The organism is Sorangium sp. So ce834 (assembly GCF_051521425.1).
Classification (GTDB): Bacteria; Myxococcota_A; Polyangia; order Polyangiales; family Polyangiaceae; genus Sorangium; species Sorangium cellulosum_D.
This window is the reverse complement of the sequence record NZ_CP150351.1, coordinates 8,219,068-8,237,165: the sequence shown is the minus strand read 5'-3', so window position 1 is coordinate 8,237,165 and position 18,098 is coordinate 8,219,068. Positions and strand designations below refer to the sequence as shown.

The following is an 18,098-nucleotide window of genomic DNA, read 5'->3' as shown; positions in this document are numbered from 1 at the left end:
CGGCCGCGCCACCCGCCGTCAGCACAGAGAGCGGTGCTCCGTCCTCTGTGTGATCCGAGGGCGCTCGCGCTCGGCGCCTCCGGAGCCACGCATGAGATCCCTTGCCCCGGAGCGCGCAATTGTTCGATGCTTCCGCAGGCTTCACCTTCGCGGCGCTCGGGAGCGGCGTGTCTCGATAGCTCCGAGGCCCCGGGCATGTCGAAATTCTTCACGACTGAGCTCAGAAAGGATCCTGCGATGGACCTCACCCGGCCACATGACCCCCGCGCGTGGCGAGCCACAGCGCTCCTCCTCTTCGTCGTCGGGCTGTGCGCCTGTCGCGGCGACAAAAGCCCGCCTGCCGGCGAGAGCCGCCCTCCCGCCGCCGCCACGACCGCGGCCGCGGTCGCCGAGGCGCCGGGTGACACGGCGATCAAGGCGCAGCCCCCCGCGGTGCCGAACGCCGCCGAGGCGAAGAAGCACGCCGGCAGCAAGCTCAAGTATTACAGCGAGCCGCTGGGGGTGGGCGCCGAGCTCGACAAGGTGATGGTCAAGCAGTTCCAGCAGGACACCGGCATCGAGGTGACCATCATCCCGAGGCCCAAGGACGCGACCGAGACCTACGCTGTCTACCAGCGCCTCTTCCAGGCGCAGTCCGGGGACGTGGACGTCATGATGCTCGACGTCATCTGGCCGGGCGCCTTCGCGCAGAACCTCGTCGACCTGAACGAGAAGCTCGGCGAGGCCGCCAAGCAGCACATCGAGAGCATCGTGCGGAACAACACGGTGGGCGGCAAGCTCGTGGCGATGCCGTGGTTCACCGACTTCGGGCTGCTCTATTATCGCACCGATCTGCTGGAGAAATACGGCTACAAGAAGCCGCCGGAGACGTGGGACGAGCTCGAGCAGATGGCGAAGAAGATCCAGGACGGCGAGCGCGCGAGCAACCCGAACTTCCTCGGCTTCGTCTGGCAGGGCAAGGCCTACGAGGGGCTGACCTGCAACGCGCTGGAGTGGATCGCCTCGCACGGCGGCGGCGCGATCATCGAGGACGGCAAGATCACCGTGAACAACCCGGGCGCCCAGAAGGCGCTCGCGCGGGCCAAGGGCTGGGTGGGCTCTATCTCCTCCGCCGGCGTGACGAGCTACGAGGAGGAGGACGCCCGCAACACGTTCCAGGGCGGCCACGCCGCCTTCATGCGCAACTGGCCTTATGCGTACGCGGCCGGCAACGCCGACAAGTCGCCGATCAAGGGCAAGTTCGAGGCGGGCCCGCTGCCGCACGAGCCCGGCCAGAAGAGCTCGGGCACGGTCGGCGGGTGGCAGCTCGCCGTCTCGAAGTTCTCGCCGAACAAGGACGCGGCCATCGAGTTCGTCCGCTACATGACGAGCCCCGAGGCGCAGAAGTTCCGCGCGACCGCGGGCTCGTTCATCCCGACCATCCCGTCGGTGCAGCAGGACCCGGACGTGGTGAAGTCGCTGCCCTTCCTGGCGAACGCGAAGGACATCGCGCTCGTGCCGCGCCCCTCGAACAGCACCGGCGCCCGGTACAACGAGGCGTCGATCGCGTTCTTCCAGGGGGTGAGCCAGGTCCTCCAGGGCAAGGCGCCGAAGGAGGTGCTCGGGCAGGTGGAGCAGCGCCTGACGCGCGCGCTCCGCTGACCCGGCCCCGTCGCGTCGCCCGGGCTTCGACGCCGCGAGCCGCGCGGCGTCGAAGCTCGAGATCTCCCGGCCACACCACCTCGCGAGAACGGATCATCCCATGAGCACGCCGGAGAACAGAGAGGCCACGACCGCAGCGCCCCGAGCGGACAGCGCATCGTTCGAGGCGCGGCGACAGCGGCGCGCCTGGTTGTTCCTGCTGCCGACGCTCGTGGTCGTCGCCTTCATCGCCCTCTATCCCCTGGCCCAGACGTTCTACCTGAGCTTCACGAACGCGCGCCTCGGCACGGGGGAGCCGGCCACGCTCGTCGGGGCGCAGAACTACGTCGACCTCGTGCAGGACAGCTACTTCCACGACGCGGTCCTGCTCACGGTCTTCTTCACGGTCGTCACCGTGCTGAGCGAGCTCGCCCTCGGGCTCGGCATCGCGCTCCTCGTCAACTCCCAGTTCAAGGGGCGCTCCGCGGTGCGCGCGGCCATGCTCATCCCCTGGGCCATACCGACGGTCATCTCCGCCCAGATGTGGAAGTGGATGTACAACGACGTCTACGGCGTCTTCAACGATCTCCTCGTCAACCGGCTCGGCGTCCTCCCTCGCAACGTCGCCTTCGTCGCCGATCCCGACGTGTCCTTCTGGGCGGTCGCCATCATCGACATCTGGAAGACGACGCCGTTCATGGCGCTCCTCCTGCTCGCCGGGCTGCAGCTCATCCCGAGCGATCTCTACGAGGCCGCGCGGGTCGACGGCGCGACGCCGCTCCAGCAGTTCACCCGGATCACCCTGCCGCTCCTCAAGCCCTCGATGCTGGTCGCGCTCATCTTCCGCACGCTCGACGCGCTCCGGGTGTTCGACGTCTTCTTCGTCATGTTCGGCAACCGGCCGGACATGCAGACCATGGCGACGTACGCCCAGCAGACGCTGGTCAGCGTCTCGAACATCGGCTACGGCTCGGCGATCTCGGTCGCCCTCTTCCTGATCATCGCCGTGTTCATCCTGATCTATCTCGCGGTGTTCCGCACCGAGGAGGCGTGAGATGAACGGTCCTTCAGGTCCTTCGCTTGGCTCCGGGGTGCAGCGCTCGCCGGCGCAGCACGCCTTGCGGGCCCTGTTCTACCTGCTCGTCGCCGCGGTCGTCGTGTTCACCGTCTTCCCGTTCGTCTGGGCGTTCGTCTCCTCCATCAAGCCCGACGACGAGCTCTTCACGACCCCGGTCCGCTACTGGCCCGGGCGCCCGACGCTCGAGAACTACCGCCTCGTGCTGGACAACGGCGAGTTCCAGACGGCGCTCCTGAACAGCGTGATCGTCGCCGTCTCGGTCACGGCCCTCTCGCTCGCCGTCGGCTCGCTGGCCGCCTACGCGCTCGGGAGGTTCCGGTTCCGCGGGCGCAGCGCCGTGCTCTACGTCGTCCTGGCGATGACCATCTTCCCGCAGATCGCCGTCCTCGGCGCCCTGTTCGAGATGATCAACTTCTTCAAGCTCTACAACCAGCTGCCGGCGCTGGTCCTGACGTACCTCATCTTCACGCTCCCCTTCACGGTCTGGGTGCTCACCGGCTTCTTGAAGGCGATCCCGCGCGAGATCGAGGAGGCGGCCTACGTCGACGGCGCGACGCCGTGGCAGGTGTTCACCAGGATCATGCTGCCGCTGTCGGTCCCCGGGATGGCGACGACCGGCATCCTCGCCTTCATCGCCGCCTGGAACGAGTTCCTGTTCGCGCTCTCGTTCACCCAGACGCCGGACAAGCGCACGGTGACCTACGCCATCCAGGCGTTCTCGACGACGACCAGCGGGCTCTACGAGATCCCGTGGGGGCAGACCATGGCGGCGTCGATCGTCGTGACCGTGCCGCTGGTCGTGCTGACGCTGGTCTTCCAGCGCCGGATCCTCGCGGGGCTCACGGCGGGCGCGGTGAAGGGCTGACGGGGCGGCGCGCGGCGCGGGCGCCGGCTCACGCGCGCCCCCACGGGAAGCGGAGCCAGCGCGGCCCGTAGACGGCGCCGAGATCGCGCAGCCCCGAGAGCAGCACGCCGGCGGCCATGAGCGGCAGGATCACGCGGAGGGCGAGCGGCGCGTCCCAGCGGGAAAAGCCGGTGGGCGCGAGCGACCAGCGCCGGAGCTCGGGGAGCAGGTGCGCGAGGGCGGCGCCGTAGACGATGCCCATCACGGCGTGCATCGCCCGCTCTCCCGGGTAGACGCCGCCGAGCGGCCGCCGGACCGCGTCCTCGACGATGAAGTCGCGGAGCGTGATCGCGATCTCCGCGAGCAGGAGCGCCGCGAGCGCCCACGCGGCGAGCCCCTCCCAGCGCACGAAGGGCAGGGAAGCGAAGAGCACCGCGTACACGAGATCGCGGGCGCCGTGCAGCACGAGCTCGGGCGCGGTGCCGGGCACGCCGCCGGGCAGGCGGGCGCGCCACTCGTGGTAGTAGAGCGTGTCGAACGCGCCGAGCGCGCCCTGCACGGCGAGGAGCACGAGCGCCGTGATCACGCGGCGCCCTCCGGCGGAGGCGCGCCCGGCGCGACGGCGCGCGCGGAGGGCGCCGCGCCTCGCTCCTCGCCCGCCACGCGGCCCTCGTACGCGACGAGCAGCCCGGCGACCGGCGCGAAGATCCGCACGTCGACGCGGACCTCGTCGCGCGAGGGCTCGGCCCGCCCCTCGACCCGCGGGGCGAGCCACCGGGGCAGCGGCAGCCCGAAGCCGCGGAGCCCGAACGTCGACCGCGCCTGCTCGAACACGAGCGCGCCGCCCTCGGCCCGGAGCCGGAACCAGCACTGGATCGGGCCGAGCGCCTCCACCAGCAGATCCCCCGAGCGCCACTGCGACGAGCAGAGCAGGCGGCCGCCGAAGGCGCGGATCCACCGCTCGCCGTCGCCCGAGCGCTCGACGGCGAGCGTCACGAGGACGTCCTCCGCCGCCGCGGGCATGCGCAGCAGGGCGGCGAGCAGGCGCGCCGCGAGCCCGCGGCCGCGGCGCACGCGGAAGCGGCCGCGGGCGCGCGCGCCGCCGCCGTGGAGCGCCTGGACCGGCGGCGCGAGCGCGGCCCACGCGGAGCCGAGGAGGGTAGGGTAGAGGGCAGGCATCGGGGCACCGCGCGCCGCGATCGAGCGGGAGCGCGAGGGCGCCTCGCGCGAGCCATCGCCCGTCCGGCGCGACCTCTCGTCAGCCGTCCTCGGGGAGCATCTCGCGCGGCAGCGCGGGGCTCCTCGGGGCGACGACCGCGTCGGCCAGGTCGCGGATCTTGACGAGGAGCGCGCTCTCCGCGTCGCCCTCCGTCTCCTCGCAGAGCGACCGGATCTGCCAGAGCAGCTTGCGCGTGCGCCGCAGCTCGAACACGAGCCACCGTGTCTCCGGCCGCGCCTCCAGCGGGTGGCGCTCCAGGGCGACCTCGATCTCGCGGATGCGCTCCTCGATCTGCTCGCCGGTCGGAAAGATGCGGCCGTTCCCGTGACAGTCCTTGCACAGGAAGGGGCCGGCGTCGGTGTTGATCTCGCCTTCGCCGTAGCAGCTCGTGCACGTAACCAGATCGTAGGAGTTCATGGGGCGCCACTCTATCCGATCCTGCGCGCGCGGTGCTCGCGGCCCGCGCCGATCCTGCGCGCGCGGCGCTCGCGGCCCGCGCCGCCGGTCCCCTCGATCGCGCGGCGTGTCGTCGAGCGCGGGAGCGGCGGCGACGCCCTCCTCGGACGCGCGCGGCGCCGCGAGCGCCGCTGCATTCGTGCTTCGTCACGCCAGCCTGGCCGGGGCGGATCGGGCGTCCGTGGCCGTTCGAGATCGCGACGCGTCCGGCCCAAGGCGATCGCGGCCGGCGCGTCCTAATTCCGCTTACGCCGTTCCTTGCGGTAATGGGAGCCTCCGTGACCTGCCCTCATCCTTCGCGCCGGGGTGCGCTGTGCGCCGTCCTGGCCCTGTGCGCCGTCTCCCTCGGCTCGTCGCGCGTCGCCTCGGGGGCCCCGCCGCTCCCTCGGCTCGCCGTCCACCGGGCGCCCTCGGCCGCCGACTGCCCGGATGCGGCGTCGCTCGCCGCCGCGGTCGAACGCGTGATGAACCGGCGCGCCGTCGAGCCTGCGAGCGAGGGCGGTCCGCCGGCAGGCCCGGGCGGCGCTCCCGCGGGGGCCGACGACGCGGCCGACGATGCCGGCGCAGGTCCGGGCGGCCTTCCGGCTGGCGCGGGCAGCGCGCCGGCAGGCCCGGGCAGCGCGCCGGCAGCCGCCGGCGATGCCCCCGCAGGCGCCGGCGTGCCCAGCGGCGCCGGCGCCCCCGCCGCTCCGGTGATCGCCGGCGTTGCCCCCGAGTTCGAGGTGCATTTCCTCCGCACCGATGCCACCTACACCGCCGTTCTCCAGGCGGGAGGCCGCGCCCGGCAGCTCTCGTCCGAGCCGGGCGCGACCTGCGACGAGCTCGTCGAGGCGGTGGCGCTGACCGTCGCCATCCTGCTCGACAGCCAGCCGGCGCCTCCTCCCGCGCCGCCCCCGGCCGCGCCCGCCCCGGTCGCCGTCCCGCCGCCGCGCCCTCCGCCTCAGGCGCCGCGCGGGGACGTCGCGCTGGAGCTCGGCGCCGCGGGGACCGTGGGCATGCTCGATCCGCTCCGACCGGCCGCGATGGCCGACGTCTTCCTGCGGCGCAGCGCCTGGTCCGCCGGGCTCGGCGCGGTGTGGCTGCCGCGTCAGGACATCGAGATCGCCCCGGGCGCCGTCTCCGTCGGGCTCGTCGCCGCGACCGCGCGCGGCTGCGCGACGCTCCTCGACGAGCTCGACGCCTTCCGGCTCTCGGCCTGCGCCGTGTCGCTGCTCGGCGCCGTCCACGGCGCAGGCAAGGGGTTCGACCCGGACCGCGAGGCCGCCGCACCCTGGTTCGCCGTCGGCGCCTCGGCCCTCGCGGAAGGGCCCCTCTTCGGCACGCGCGCGCTCGGGTGGGCCGCGCGCGCCACGCTCCTCGCGCCGGTCGTGCGGGCGCGCGTCACGATCGAGCGCCGCGCCGGCGCCGAGGTGGGCGCCGCCGTGACCGAGGACCCCGCGCTCGATCCGTCGCCGGTGGGGTTGCTCGTCGGCCTGAGCGCCCGCGTGTCGATTTTCTGATGGCGAGGCAGGAGACCCTCCACAGACGGGGTGAGCATGGCGAAGAGCGGCAGGACAGAATGACCTTCGGAGAGGTCTATGCGCAGCATTTCCGGTTCGTCTGGCGCTCGCTGCGACGCCTCGGCGTGCCCGAGAGCGACGCCGCCGACGCGGTTCAGGACGTCTTCCTCGTCGTCCATCGGCGGTTGCCCGAGTTCGAGAACCGCTCAAAAGTTACAACTTGGCTTTACAGTATTTGCTTCCACGTCGCCCGCGACCGGCGCAAGCTCGCGCACATGAGGCGGCGCGCTCACGATGACGAGCCGCTGCTCGACTGCGCGGACGACCGGGCCGACGTGGGCGCGGAGGCGGAGCGGCGCCAGGCGATCGCGCTCCTGGAGATCATCCTCGACGAGCTGCCCCTCGAGCAACGCGCCGTGTTCACGCTCTTCGAGCTCGACGGCATGGGCGGAGAAGAGGTCGCCGAGCTGCTCGACGTCCCGCTGGGGACCGTCTACTCGCGCCTCCGCCTCGCGCGCGACGCGTTCCGCCGCGCGGTCGTGCGCCTGAACGCGCGCGACCAGTTCCGCGTGGGCGGGGCCGCGCCCACGAAATCGCAGCCCGTGCTGAAGGCGGCGGCCGTCGACCCGGGGCTCCCGGCCCTGGATGGGGGCCCGGCGCCGCCAGGGCCTTCCTCGATCGTCGTCCCCCTGCCGGGGGTCGAGCGGCGATCCCTCTGGAAGCGCGCGGGAGGAGAGCGATGAGCGATCCCGTGCGCTGGCTCGACGCGGAGGTGAGCGCGCTCGATACGGAGCGCGATCTCCTCCGTGCAGCTCCGCCCGTGGACCCGCCCGATGGCGCGCAGGAGCGGGTGTGGGCCGCGATGGCCGCGCAGCTCGGCCTCGCCGGGGCGGCCTCGCTCGGCGGGATCCAGGGCGCCGGCGGAGGAGCGCTCTCCGCGAACGCGGGCGGCGCGGCGAGCGCTGCCGCGAACGCGGGCGGCGCGGCGAGCGCTGCCGCGAGCGGCGCGGGCAAGGTCGCCGCCGCCGCCACGTCGGCGGGCAAGGTCGCCGCCGCGTCCGCGGGCAAGGTCGCCGCCGCCGCGTCCGCGGGCAAGGTGGCGTCGGCCGCAGGCGTCGGCGCGGTGGGCGCTGCGGGCGGCGTCGGCGCTGCCGGCACCGCCGGCGCGGCGGCAGCGGTCGCCGCCGCGGGCGCCGCGGGCGCTGCGGGCATCGTGAAGTCGATGCTCCTCGGCGCCGCCTGCGGGGGCCTGTTCCTCGCCGGCTATGCCGCCGTGGCCCCGCCGAGCGCGGCGCCGCCAGCTCAGGTCGTCGAGGTCGCGCCGGCCGTCGCGCCGGAGGCGGCGTCGCTGGCGCAAAAGCCGGCGGCGTACGCCGAGGCGGCGCAGCCGGCCGCAGCGCCGGCGCCGGCCGAGATGGCGCAGCCGATGGCGGCGCCTGCGCCGGCCGAGGCGGCGCGGCCGGCCGCAGCGCCCGCGCCGGCCGAGGCGGCGCGGCCGGAGGCGGACCGGTCGATCGCGCCGGCCAGGCCCCGTACGGCCGCGCCGCCCGCGAGGCCGGACGCGCCGCGGCGGGAGCGCGTCGCCAGCGCGCCGCCCGCGGACGGCGCCGAGACCGCCGAGGCAGCGCCCGCGGAGGCGGAAGTCTCGCCCGCGCCCGACGCGGAAGGCGCGCCCGCGCCGGAAGCCGCAGGCGCCGCCCTCGCGGACGGCGCGGCCAGCCCGGCGGCCTCGCGAGAGAGCCGGCTGCGTGAGGAGCTGACGCTCCTCGCCGACGCGCGCGCGGCGCTCCGGCGCGGCGACGCCGCCGGCGCGCTGCTGATCGCCGAGCAGGCGCGGCTCCGCTTCCCGGGCGGCGCGCTGGCCCAGGAGCGAGAGGCGCTCACCATCGAGGCGCTCTGGCACAGCGGCCAGCGCGCGGCCGCGGCGCAGCGCGCATCGGCGTTCCTCCGCGCCTACCCATCCAGCCCCCACGTCTCCCGCCTCCACTCCTTCACCCAATAGAGGGGGGCGATTCCGCTTCGGATACGGGCCCATCTCGACGTTTTCGGTGCTCGGCGTACTGGAGTACGCCTGTGCGCCGAAAACGCCGATATGGGCCCGTCTCCTGTGCGGAATAGCCCCCCTCTGGACGCGCTGTTCGGAAAGAGGGGAGAGGGGCGGCAGCGCGAGAGCGGGGGCATGGAGGGCGCGGGGGGGTGCGTGCTTAGAGTGTCAGCGATTTGAATTCTTGGATCGTGAGGAGCGATTCTCGCGGAGGGGACGACGTCTCGGGCGCGGGTGGGGGAGGGCGCCGGAGGTTTGTTGAAGGGGAGATACTTTTTGAAATGGGGAGCGGGGCGAGCGTCCCTTCACGCTCTGTCACAGCAGGCTTTCGGCGGCGGCTCTCGAGGCCGCTCATGGAGGAGCCATGTCATCGAGGCTATTGAGGACCGTATCGCCCTTTGTCGTCGTGAGCGCCGTGTCGCTCGCCGCATGTCAGGTGGAGATCTCGCTCGGAGCGGCGAGCACCAGCTCGTCGTCGAGCTCGGGAATCGGCGGCAGCGGCGGAGGCGGCGTCGGCGGGGGCGACGTCGGCGGGGGCTCTACCAGCATCGCCACCAGCACCAGCTCGGGCATGCCAGGCTTCGATTGGCCGGAGTTCACGCCGGACAAGGTCGACCTCCTGTTCGTGATCGACAACTCCGGATCGATGGCGGACAAGCAGCAGATCCTGCGCCTGGCGACCGCCGACCTCGTGTCCAACATCGTCAACCCGATCTGCGTGAACCCGAGCGGCGAGCCGGTGGGCGTCGCCGAGCAGCCCGCGACCGGGTTCGAGGCGTGCCCGGCAGGCACCTCGCGCGTGCGCAACCCGGTGCACGACATGCACATCGGCGTCATCAGCAGCAGCCTCGGCGGCCACGGGTCGGGCGCCTGCCCCGCGACGACGTCGCCCTCGAACGTCGATATGGCCCACCTCCTCGCGCGCTCCAACGAGGCGAGCTCAACGAACGATCTGCCCACCTACCAGGACAAGGGCTTCCTCGTGTGGGATCCGGCCGGAGCCCACGATCCGGCAGGAGACTCCGATATCCCGACGCTCTACAGCAAGCTCAGCGCCATCGTGGACGGGGTCGGGCAAGCGGGGTGCGGCTTCGAGGCGCCGCTGGAGAGCATGTACCGCTTCCTCGCCGATCCCGAGCCCTACGAGCGGATCGAGCTCCAGGGCGATTTCGGCACGCCGGTAGGCGTCGATGAGACGCTCCTGACGCAACGGCGGAACTTCCTCCGGCCGGACTCGCTCCTGCTCATCGTGATGCTCTCCGACGAGAACGATTGCTCGATCAGGGACGAAGGCAGGAACTACCTCGTCGCCGAGACCAGAAATGGCTTCAGGCTCTGGCGGCCGCGGAGCGAGTGCGCCACCGACCCGAACAGCCCGTGCTGCAGGTCCTGCAGCCAGAACCAGGACGGGTGCCCCTTGGACACGGCCTGCACCGGCTCCGACGGGTTCCCCGCCAGGCTCTCCGCGGCCGAGGATCCGGTGAACTCCCGGTGCTGGGACCAGAAGCGCCGCTTCGGGTTCGACTTCCTCTACCCGATCGAGCGGTACACCAACGCGCTCTCGTCGCCATACGTGACCACGCGGGCCGGAGACCTCGTGCCGAACCCGATCTTCACCCACCCCGACGACGGCAACATCCGGACCCGCGGGCCGCAGCACGTCATCTTCACCGGCATCGTCGGGGTGCCGTGGCAGGACCTCGCGCGCCAGAACGCCCTCGGGGCCCCCGACCTCGATGCGGGCCTCGACGAGCAAGGCAATCCCGTCGGCGGGCTCAAGAGCGCCGCCGAGCTCGGCTCCCCGGTGGCCGGCAGCTCCTACAACGTCTGGGACCTCGTCATCGGCAATCCAGTGAACAACGTCCAGCCCGCGGACCCGTTCATGATCGAGTCGATGGCGCCGCGCTCGGGCGCGAACCCGATCACCGGCGACGCGATCGTCCCGCCGTACGCCACGGGGTGGAACGCGATCAACGGCCGCGAGTACACGATCCCGGTGGGGAGCACCGGCGACCTCCAGTACGCTTGCATCTTCGACGTCGAGGAGCGCAGCTGCGAAGGAAACGCCCAGAGCTGCGACTGCAGGGATGTCCAGGGCCAGGTCATCGACAACCCGCTGTGCGCGCCGCAGGAGGGGAACGACCCGGCGGAGGCCAGCGCGCGGACGACGACGCAGGTCAAGGCCAAGGCCTACCCCGGCATCCGCGAGCTGCGGGTGCTCAAGAGCCTCGGGGATCAGGCGATCGCGGGCTCGATCTGCCCGGCGCAGACGAACGATCCCGACAGCGAGCAGGGGGATTTCGGCTACACGCCGGTCATCCGGGCGGTGCTCGAGCGGCTCGACGCGTCGCTCTGACCGCGGCAACGGCCGCGACCGCGTCTCGTGACCCACGCCCGGACGGCGCGCCTCCTGCGCGCGCCGCCCGGGCGCGCCACCCATGCCCCCCAAGGGAAGGGCCTCCGCCCCTGAGGCCCCGAGATCCTCCCGTCAAGCCGTTGGCACAACTGCCACACAGCAAGACATCCCGATCGCGGTGATCGCGCTCGATGCCGGGAGCTCCGCGCGAAATTCAGCGCTTTCCACTGGCACCGAAGCTGCCTCAGGGCGGGCGCATGGTGGGACGCGGCCCCTCGAACGACGCGCTGCTCGAGAGCGCAGACCGCAGCCGCGCTGCAGGTGGCGCGGACGATCACACCGGGGACGTCATCGTCGGCAGCGCCCGCGCGAGAGGCTCGCGGCGCGGCCGCCGCTCTGGTGGCCGCGCCGGATTTCGGACAAGCACAACGCGGAGGTTCTGATGCGCCACATAGGACTGGGGCTCTTGCTGATCGTGATCGGGCTCGTGGGCTGCGACCCAGGGGGAGACGGCGGCGACACCGGAGGAACGACGGACCCGCCCGGCGCTCAGGCGTGCGGCGGGTTCCTCGGGACGGGCTGTCCCGACGGGCTCGAGTGCGTCGATGATCCGGCCGACGACTGCGACCCGGAGCACGGCGGGGCGGATTGCCCCGGCGTGTGCGTCGAGCCGAAGCCGACGGCGCCGGCGTGCGGCGGCTTCGCGGGGCTACCGTGCCCCGAGGGGCTCGTGTGCGTCGACGACCCGAGCGACGACTGCGATCCGGAGCACGGCGGGGCGGACTGCGGCGGCATCTGCGTGGAGCCGAAACCGACGCCGGCGTGCGGCGGCTTCGCCGGGCTGGACTGCCCCGACGGGCTCGTGTGCATCGACGACCCGTCGGACGGCTGCGACCCGGAGCACGGCGGGGCGGATTGCGGCGGCATCTGCGTGGTGCCCGAGCCCAAGCCGGTGGCGTGCGGCGGCATCACGGCGCGCCCGTGCCCCGAGGGGCTCGTGTGCATCGACGACCCGGGCGACGACTGCGATCCGGCGATCGGCGCGGACTGCGGCGGCATCTGCGTGGAGAGGTGAGCCGGCCCGCGCGGGGCGCGCCGCCGTCACGAGGCGCGCGCCCCGCGCCGGATCGCGCTCAGTACCTGTGCTTCCAGAGCAGGTCGAGGGTCGTCGCCGGGCTCTCGCCCGTCGCCATCCCGGCCCGCAACGACCAGTCCCGGCGGAACCGCCACTCGAGGCTCACCTCGGTGCGGGCCCGGGCGGCGGCGGGGCTGCTCGGCGAACCGGCCCCCTGCCCCTCCCCCCCCGTGGGCCCCGCCTCGTAGCTCGCGCTCGCGGTCACCTGCTGCCCGAGCTGATAGCCCACCGTGGTCTTCAGCGCGCCCTGATCGGTCGTGTCCAGCTGCGTCTCGAAATTCTGGAGCGGGCCGATGCTCTGCAAGATCAGGTTGATCTGCGCCGACGCGAGCCCCGTGCCCGCGGCGGCCGCGACCCCGCCGGCCGCGTTGCTGCCGCCGCCGGAGCCGGGCTCCGCGGTGGACGTGCCGCCCGCCAGCGTCCCTTCCGCGTACTGCTTGCCGAGCAGGAGCTCCGCGATCACCTCGTTCTCCGGGCGCGGGGGCTCCGAGCGGAACGTGATCTTCTCCTCGGTGATCGGGTTGAGCTTCCCCTCGTAGTCGATGTAGATGCGGGTCCCCTCCGGCGTGTCGTGGAACGCCGTCACGTTCAGGTACGGGTTTGACGGATCCCCCTGCAGCGCGACGACGCCCGGCTCGATCTCGAACTCCTTGCCGATCACCTCGAGCTTGCCCGAGAGGATCTTCACGTTGCCCTCGATCTGGGTCTCCCCCGCGACCTTGATCCGGATCGGGTGCTCCGGATCCCCGGACAGCGAGGCCTGCACCATGTCGCCCTCGACGCCGATCCTGCCGAGGCGCACATCCATGACGAGCGGCGTGCCGCCCGCGCGCTTCTTCGCCCCCTCGGTCGGCTCGGCCGGCGCCCGCCGCGCTTCGTATTCCTCCCGGCTGAGCGGCGCCGACGTGACGATGTCCTCGTTCTCGCCGAGCGGCTGCACGCTCCGCCCGATCGTGGGCGGCAGCGTCAGGTTGAGCGTGGGCACGTCGACGCGGACGGCGATCTGCTCGTCCCGGCTCTCCGCCGCGACCACCACCCGGCCGCGCGCGTCGCCCATGGGGACGCCCTCCAGCGCGATCGGAAGGTCCCGGCCCTCCGGGATCTCGAGCTCGGCGCGGGCGCTCCGGAACGCGAACCCCTCCATCTGGAGGGTCGCCTTGCCGCGGACCAGGCCGCTGCCGGCCTCGGCGCGGATGTCGTCGATGCGCAGCTCGCCGGAGGGGCTCGCCGTGACGCGGAACGAGGCGTTCTCGAACGGCTGGCCGATCGTGGCCACGTGGACCAGGCCATCGGTGAGCCGCATCTGGCCCGAGAAGCCCGCCTGCGCGCCGAGCCCGAGCCGCACCTCGCCGTCGAGCGTGCCGTCGAGCCGGTTCACCGAGCCCTGGACGAACGGCTCCAGCGCCGCCAGACGGAAGCGATCGACCGCGAGCGACACCTCGGCGTTCTTGTCGTCCGTGAGCGTCGGGATCGCGTTCGCCTCCCACCTCACGGGCGCCTCCGCCTTGGCCTCGAGCCGGCCGCCGTCGCGCCCCACGAGGCGCACGTTCGCCACCGCCGCGGTGCGCCCGGCGTCGCCCGGCGGCGCGATGTCGAGCGACACCTCGGCCGTCTCGTACCGCACGTCGGGGCCCAGCGAGAGACCCGGGAACTGGAGGCGCGCCTCGACCTCGGGGGCGGCCTCGAACAGGCCCCGCACGGCGACCTCGCCGCGCGCCTGACCGCCGATCTGCATGTCGGCGAGGACCGGGATCTCCGCGAGCGGCAGGTCCGCGATTTTCGCCTCGAGGCTCCCCTTGCTGAGGAGCGGACCGCCCCCTGCGCCGCCCAGCAAGGCGCCGGCGTTCGCGCCGACCTTCGCCTTCGCCGTCATGTACGTGCGCGCGCCGCGGAACGCGTACGCGTCGAGCGCGGCGTCGCGCCCGTCGTAGACGAGCAGCGTGTCGAGCCGGAGCTTGCCGAGCGGCGAGCGGTCCCCGGTGCCGCCCACGTTCGTCGCGGTCGCGCGGGTCACGAGCCGGGGATCGGCCATCGTCCCCGCGAAGTACACGTCGAGGCCCGCGGAGCCGGAGAGCACCGGGGTCCTCTTCCCGAAGGCGGCCAGCTCGGCGAGATCGTTGAGCCGGCGGCGCGGCACGCTGAGGTGCGCCGCGACCGGCATCCGCGGGAGCGCCGCGACCGGATCCGAGAGGAGCGCCGGGAGATCGGCGTCGAACCCGGCCGAGAGCTCCGCCACGAGCTGGCGATCGAACACCGACATCGTGACGTGCGCGTCGCCCGTCTTCGCGTCGAGATCGCCGGCGATCCGCGCGTCGAGCTTCCTCGACACCCACGCCGGCGCGCCCGTCGTCTCGTCGATGGGGCCCGCCGCGCGCAGGCCCTCGGTGCGGATCAGGAGGTCCCGCACCGACGGGAGCCGCTCTCCCGCCTCGCGCGCCACCGCGAGGCGCGCGGTGAGCCGGCCCGCGAGCTCGCTCAGGGCGACCGGGACCGGCGACGCCTGGGCCAGGCACCCGAGCTGCCACGCGTCGGCGTCCATGCGCGCCGAGCCGGTGACGGTCTCCCAGGTGCGCCCCGAGAGCAGCGGCCCGCGTAGCGCCTTCGCGTCGCCGTCGATCAGCACCCGCGCGATCGCGCCCTCGCACACCGGGGGCGGCGGCGTCTTCGGCCGCCTCGCCAGGTCGCCGACCGTGGCCGACGGCTCGCCCGGCGTCGCGCCCTGGCGCAGCGCCTCCCGCGAGCGGGCCGGCGGGGGCTCGGGCGGCGCGATCAGCCGGACCAGGCCGTCGGCCTTCAGCGCCTCGCCCTCGACGCGCGCGGTCATGTTCATCGACAGCCGCGGCGCCACGCCCGGGATGGAGCCGTCCTCGAGCTCGATGAGCGCGTGCCCCGCGCGGCGCTTGCCCCGGCCGTGCATCGACACGTCGACGTTGGCGAGGCCCCCGACCCCGAGCGGCACCCCGGCGATCTCGGCGATGCGCTCGAGGTCGATCGCGGTGCCGCGGAGGTCGCCCTCGACCTCGCTCCCGACGAGCGCCAGGTTCCCCTCGAGCTCGCCCACGCCGTCGCCGCGCAGCTCGAGCCCGCGGAGGGCGATCCCGCGGTCCCACGCGACGCGCGCCGCCCGCGCGGTCATCTGGTCCTCGCCGCGCGCCACCTCCACGCGGATCCGCCGCGCCTCGCTCCGCTCGATGTCGAGATCGGCCGAGGCCGCGATCCGGCGCTCCGCGCTGGCCAGCGACGCGCGCACGCGCGGCGCGGTGACGGGCCCCGCCACGCTCGCCGCGACGCTGCTGAACGCGTACTGCTGCGCCCGGAGATCCGCGCCCCGGAGCGTGCCCTCGATCGTGAGCTTGTCGAGCGGTCCTCGGGCCTTGGCCCGGACCTCGCCGCGCCCGAGCCGCAGATCCGACCCGACGCGGAGCCCGGCCACGCGCACGGTCGCCTTGGCGTCGAGCTCGTCGTTCTTGAGCGCGCCCTCGACGTGCAGCGCGGCGCTGCCGTGGATGCCGCTCGGGACGTGCTGCACGGCGCCGAGGGACGGGATCTCGCTCTGCGCCTCGAACTGGATCTCCCCTTCCTTGGAGAGGGCGACGGTGGCCTCGATGGGCGCGCCGGGCTCGTGGATCGTCGCGGCGGCGCGCAGCGCGCCGCGCTCGAAGGTCGCGCGCGCCTCGGTCGCCGGCACGCGCTGCCCCACGACGAGGAACGGCTCCGTCTTCGCCTCGGCGACCACGCGCGGGCCGCCCTCGTCGTCGAGGTGGATCTCCCCGCGGGCCTCCGCGCTCACCCGCGCGGCCGGGGCCGCCCCGGCGAAGGCGCGCGGGTCGAGCTCGGCGATCCGGATCTCGGCCGTGATCCGCTTCGGATCGAGCGCGTCCAGCCGGGCGCGGGCGGTGATCTCGCCGGTCACCGCGTCGTCGGTGACGAGCGGATCGAGGACCGCGACGCGCGCCGTCACGGCGAGGTCCGAGAGCGCTCCGTCCGCCGTGACCAGGACCGAGATCGGCCGCGCGAGCGGCGCGCTCGGGTCGATCGCGAGGACCGCCTCGGGCGTCACGCGCGGCGACGCGACCCGCGCCGAGAGGCGCTCGTCCTTCAGCGTCCCCTCGGCCGTGAGCGGGATCGCGCCGACGTTCCCCTCGAGCTTCGCGGTGAGCGCCATGGGCGCGTCCGTGGGGACGTCGACGTCCCCGGAGACGCGGGTCACCTCGAGCGGGACCGGCAGGAGCCGCCGCTCGGCGATGCGCACGCGCTCGAGCGCGTACCGGCTCCGGTCCGCGACGACGATGCCGCCGGCGAAGTCCTCGATGGTCGCGTCGATCGGGCGCTCGGGGGCGAGCGTGCCGTGGACCGAGGCGCGATCGAGGACGACGCGCGAGAGCTCGAGGCGGAGCGGCCGCCCCTCCTCGGCGGGCGGCTCCTCGGACGGCTTCGGCGTGAACGCCTCGGCGAGGGTGAGCGCGCCCTGCTCGTCCTGCTCGAGCAGGACGTCCGCGTCGGCGACGCGGACGAGCGGGATCGTGATGGCGAGGTCGCCGTCGCCGAGCAGGAGCTCTCTCACGATCGAGAGCGCGTTGAACTCGGCGTGGACGCCGCCGACGCGCAGGAGCTCGGTCCCGCTGGGGTGGCGCACCGTCACCGTGGAGACGTCGGTCGCGAAGAGGCCGAGGCGGTCGATCCGCGCGATCTCGATCTGCCCCTCCAGGCTCGAGCGCAGGACGTCGTTGACGAGCTGCCGTGTCAGGTTGCGCGCCCCGGCGGTGTTCAGGTGAACGACCGCGCCGACCCCCACCGCCGCGACGAAGACGCCCCCCAGGCCGATCACGCTGGCCGTCACGGAGGCCGCGCGGGCGAGCGCCCGGCGGAAGCGGCCCTGCCGGTGCGGGGCGGCTGCGCTGGGCACGGGAGGATGGGGGGGCGGTTCGGACATGGGGATCAGCTAGGGATGGACCGCGGGACCGCAGCTCTGGGAGGCCGACGAACCGACAAATCCGGGGAGACCCGACGGCCTCATGCAGATCTCCCCGAGATCGCGACGGCCGTCCAGCCGGTGGCGGGCGAGGCGCGTCTCTGCCGTGCGCGCGCCCGCCACCGGCTGGACGGCGGGCGCCTGCGGCCTGCTGCGGCCCGTCCTACGCGCGCGGGAAGTCGTGGCGCGGGACCTCGTAGGGCGACGGGTCGGGGATCTCGGGCGTGGGCGTGGGCACCGGCACCTCGGGCTGATGCGTCCTCGGCCCCGGATCCCCGCCGGGCCGCTCCGTCCCGGGGAGCTGGATTTCGCGGTCCGGCGAGGTGTGACCAGGCGAGCCTGGGTTCTCCGCCTTCTCGCCGGGAGGGCTCACCATCGGCTGCGGCACGCCGGGCCGGACGGGCTCACCGTTCAGCTCTCCGTTTGATTGCTGCGACGCGTTCTTCATGGCTCCACCTTTCCTTGGATCACGCCGGGACGCGGCGGATCACGACGGGACGCGGCGCCCCAGCGCGAGCGAGATGACGGCGAGCACCAGGAACGCGACGAACAGGATCTTCGCGATGGACGCGGCGCTCGCGGCGATACCGCCGAACCCGAAGATGGCAGCGATGATCGCGATGATGAAGAAGGTGACAGTCCAGCCGAGCATGATGTCCTCCAAGGGGTCTCAGGGGGTCGATCCGTTGTCTTCGTGGGGACGACCTCAACGTGGTTCTGTTTGCAGCTGATTGCAGCCCCCGTGCCGACGGGCGGCAGCGACCGGTCCGAGGCGTGTTTTCGCGGCCTCTGCGCGCGCGCGGCGGCGCGGCGTCGAGCTCGGCGCCGCCGCTTCCGTCCGGGGGCCGGCGCGGCTGCCTCTGCCGTGGGGCATG

The 18,098-nt window shown here is 73.4% G+C and carries 15 protein-coding genes; 8 read left to right on the top strand and 7 right to left on the bottom strand.

The genetic code is table 11. The annotated features are described in order from the left end of the window. Positions 1-237 precede the first annotated feature (237 nt). The 3 genes from WMF20_RS29905 to WMF20_RS29895 all read left to right on the top strand — a co-directional run bounded on the left by WMF20_RS29905 (position 238) and on the right by WMF20_RS29895 (position 3,563). On the top strand, positions 238-1,641 hold the full coding sequence (locus tag WMF20_RS29905; RefSeq protein ID WP_129577627.1) for an ABC transporter substrate-binding protein: 1,404 nt from the start codon (positions 238-240) through the stop codon (positions 1,639-1,641). Between the two features lie 100 nt (positions 1,642-1,741). Next, positions 1,742-2,674: a carbohydrate ABC transporter permease gene (locus WMF20_RS29900; protein WP_129577626.1), complete on the top strand. Its 933-nt coding sequence runs from the start codon at positions 1,742-1,744 to the stop codon at positions 2,672-2,674. A 1-nt stretch (position 2,675) separates the two neighbouring features. Further along, entirely contained in the window at positions 2,676-3,563 is an 888-nt protein-coding gene (locus WMF20_RS29895; RefSeq protein ID WP_237244234.1) for a carbohydrate ABC transporter permease, read from the top strand. Positions 3,564-3,591: 28 nt separating this feature from the next. Here the strand turns inward: WMF20_RS29895 and WMF20_RS29890 are convergent, their stop codons facing one another. From WMF20_RS29890 to WMF20_RS29880, 3 genes are all read right to left on the bottom strand, one after another. Further along, on the bottom strand, positions 3,592-4,128 hold the full coding sequence (locus WMF20_RS29890; RefSeq protein ID WP_129577625.1) for a hypothetical protein: 537 nt from the start codon (positions 4,126-4,128) through the stop codon (positions 3,592-3,594). Beyond that, a complete protein-coding gene (locus WMF20_RS29885; protein WP_437605300.1) occupies positions 4,125-4,721 on the bottom strand; it encodes a DUF4166 domain-containing protein in 597 nt (198 codons plus the stop codon). The genes WMF20_RS29890 and WMF20_RS29885 overlap by 4 nt, the downstream gene beginning before the upstream one ends. A 79-nt stretch (positions 4,722-4,800) precedes the next feature. Then, positions 4,801-5,178 carry a hypothetical protein gene (locus WMF20_RS29880; protein WP_129577623.1) on the bottom strand — a complete coding sequence of 126 codons (378 nt, stop codon included), beginning with the start codon at positions 5,176-5,178 and terminating at the stop codon, positions 4,801-4,803. A 317-nt stretch (positions 5,179-5,495) separates the two neighbouring features. On the opposite strand from WMF20_RS29880, the gene WMF20_RS29875 reads away from it, so the two are divergent. From WMF20_RS29875 to WMF20_RS29865, 3 genes are read left to right on the top strand one after another with little or no spacing between them, the layout of a single operon-like run. Next, complete coding sequence (locus WMF20_RS29875) at positions 5,496-6,716, top strand: hypothetical protein (RefSeq protein WP_437605299.1); 1,221 nt, start codon at positions 5,496-5,498, stop codon at positions 6,714-6,716. 59 nt (positions 6,717-6,775) lie between these two features. Beyond that, positions 6,776-7,459 (top strand): RNA polymerase sigma factor, encoded by a 684-nt coding sequence (locus WMF20_RS29870; RefSeq protein ID WP_437605298.1) that lies wholly within the window; start codon positions 6,776-6,778, stop codon positions 7,457-7,459. Then, the gene (locus WMF20_RS29865; RefSeq protein WP_437605297.1) at positions 7,456-8,718 is read left to right on the top strand and encodes a hypothetical protein; all 1,263 of its coding nucleotides are present in this window, start codon (positions 7,456-7,458) and stop codon (positions 8,716-8,718) included. Before WMF20_RS29870 ends, WMF20_RS29865 begins: the two co-directional genes overlap by 4 nt. Positions 8,719-9,192: 474 nt before the next feature. Here WMF20_RS29865 and WMF20_RS29860 read toward each other — a convergent pair whose 3' ends face one another. Continuing rightward, positions 9,193-9,333 (bottom strand): hypothetical protein, encoded by a 141-nt coding sequence (locus WMF20_RS29860; RefSeq protein ID WP_437605296.1) that lies wholly within the window; start codon positions 9,331-9,333, stop codon positions 9,193-9,195. Between WMF20_RS29860 and WMF20_RS29855 the strand changes: the two genes are divergently transcribed. Further along, positions 9,332-11,116: a hypothetical protein gene (locus tag WMF20_RS29855; protein WP_437605295.1), complete on the top strand. Its 1,785-nt coding sequence runs from the start codon at positions 9,332-9,334 to the stop codon at positions 11,114-11,116. The two genes, WMF20_RS29860 and WMF20_RS29855, sit on opposite strands and share 2 nt — an antisense overlap. 442 nt (positions 11,117-11,558) lie before the next feature. Next, the gene (locus WMF20_RS29850) at positions 11,559-12,191 is read left to right on the top strand and encodes a hypothetical protein (RefSeq protein WP_437605294.1); all 633 of its coding nucleotides are present in this window, start codon (positions 11,559-11,561) and stop codon (positions 12,189-12,191) included. A gap of 58 nt (positions 12,192-12,249) precedes the next feature. On the opposite strand, the gene WMF20_RS29845 is transcribed toward WMF20_RS29850, so the two are convergent. The 3 genes from WMF20_RS29845 to WMF20_RS29835 form a co-directional block, all read right to left on the bottom strand. Beyond that, the gene (locus WMF20_RS29845; RefSeq protein WP_437605293.1) at positions 12,250-17,184 is read right to left on the bottom strand and encodes a translocation/assembly module TamB domain-containing protein; all 4,935 of its coding nucleotides are present in this window, start codon (positions 17,182-17,184) and stop codon (positions 12,250-12,252) included. A gap of 202 nt (positions 17,185-17,386) precedes the next feature. Next, a complete protein-coding gene (locus WMF20_RS29840) occupies positions 17,387-17,671 on the bottom strand; it encodes a hypothetical protein (protein ID WP_437605292.1) in 285 nt (94 codons plus the stop codon). 39 nt (positions 17,672-17,710) lie between these two features. Further along, on the bottom strand, positions 17,711-17,875 hold the full coding sequence (locus WMF20_RS29835) for a DUF1328 family protein (RefSeq protein ID WP_044988936.1): 165 nt from the start codon (positions 17,873-17,875) through the stop codon (positions 17,711-17,713). Positions 17,876-18,098: the final 223 nt, after the last annotated feature.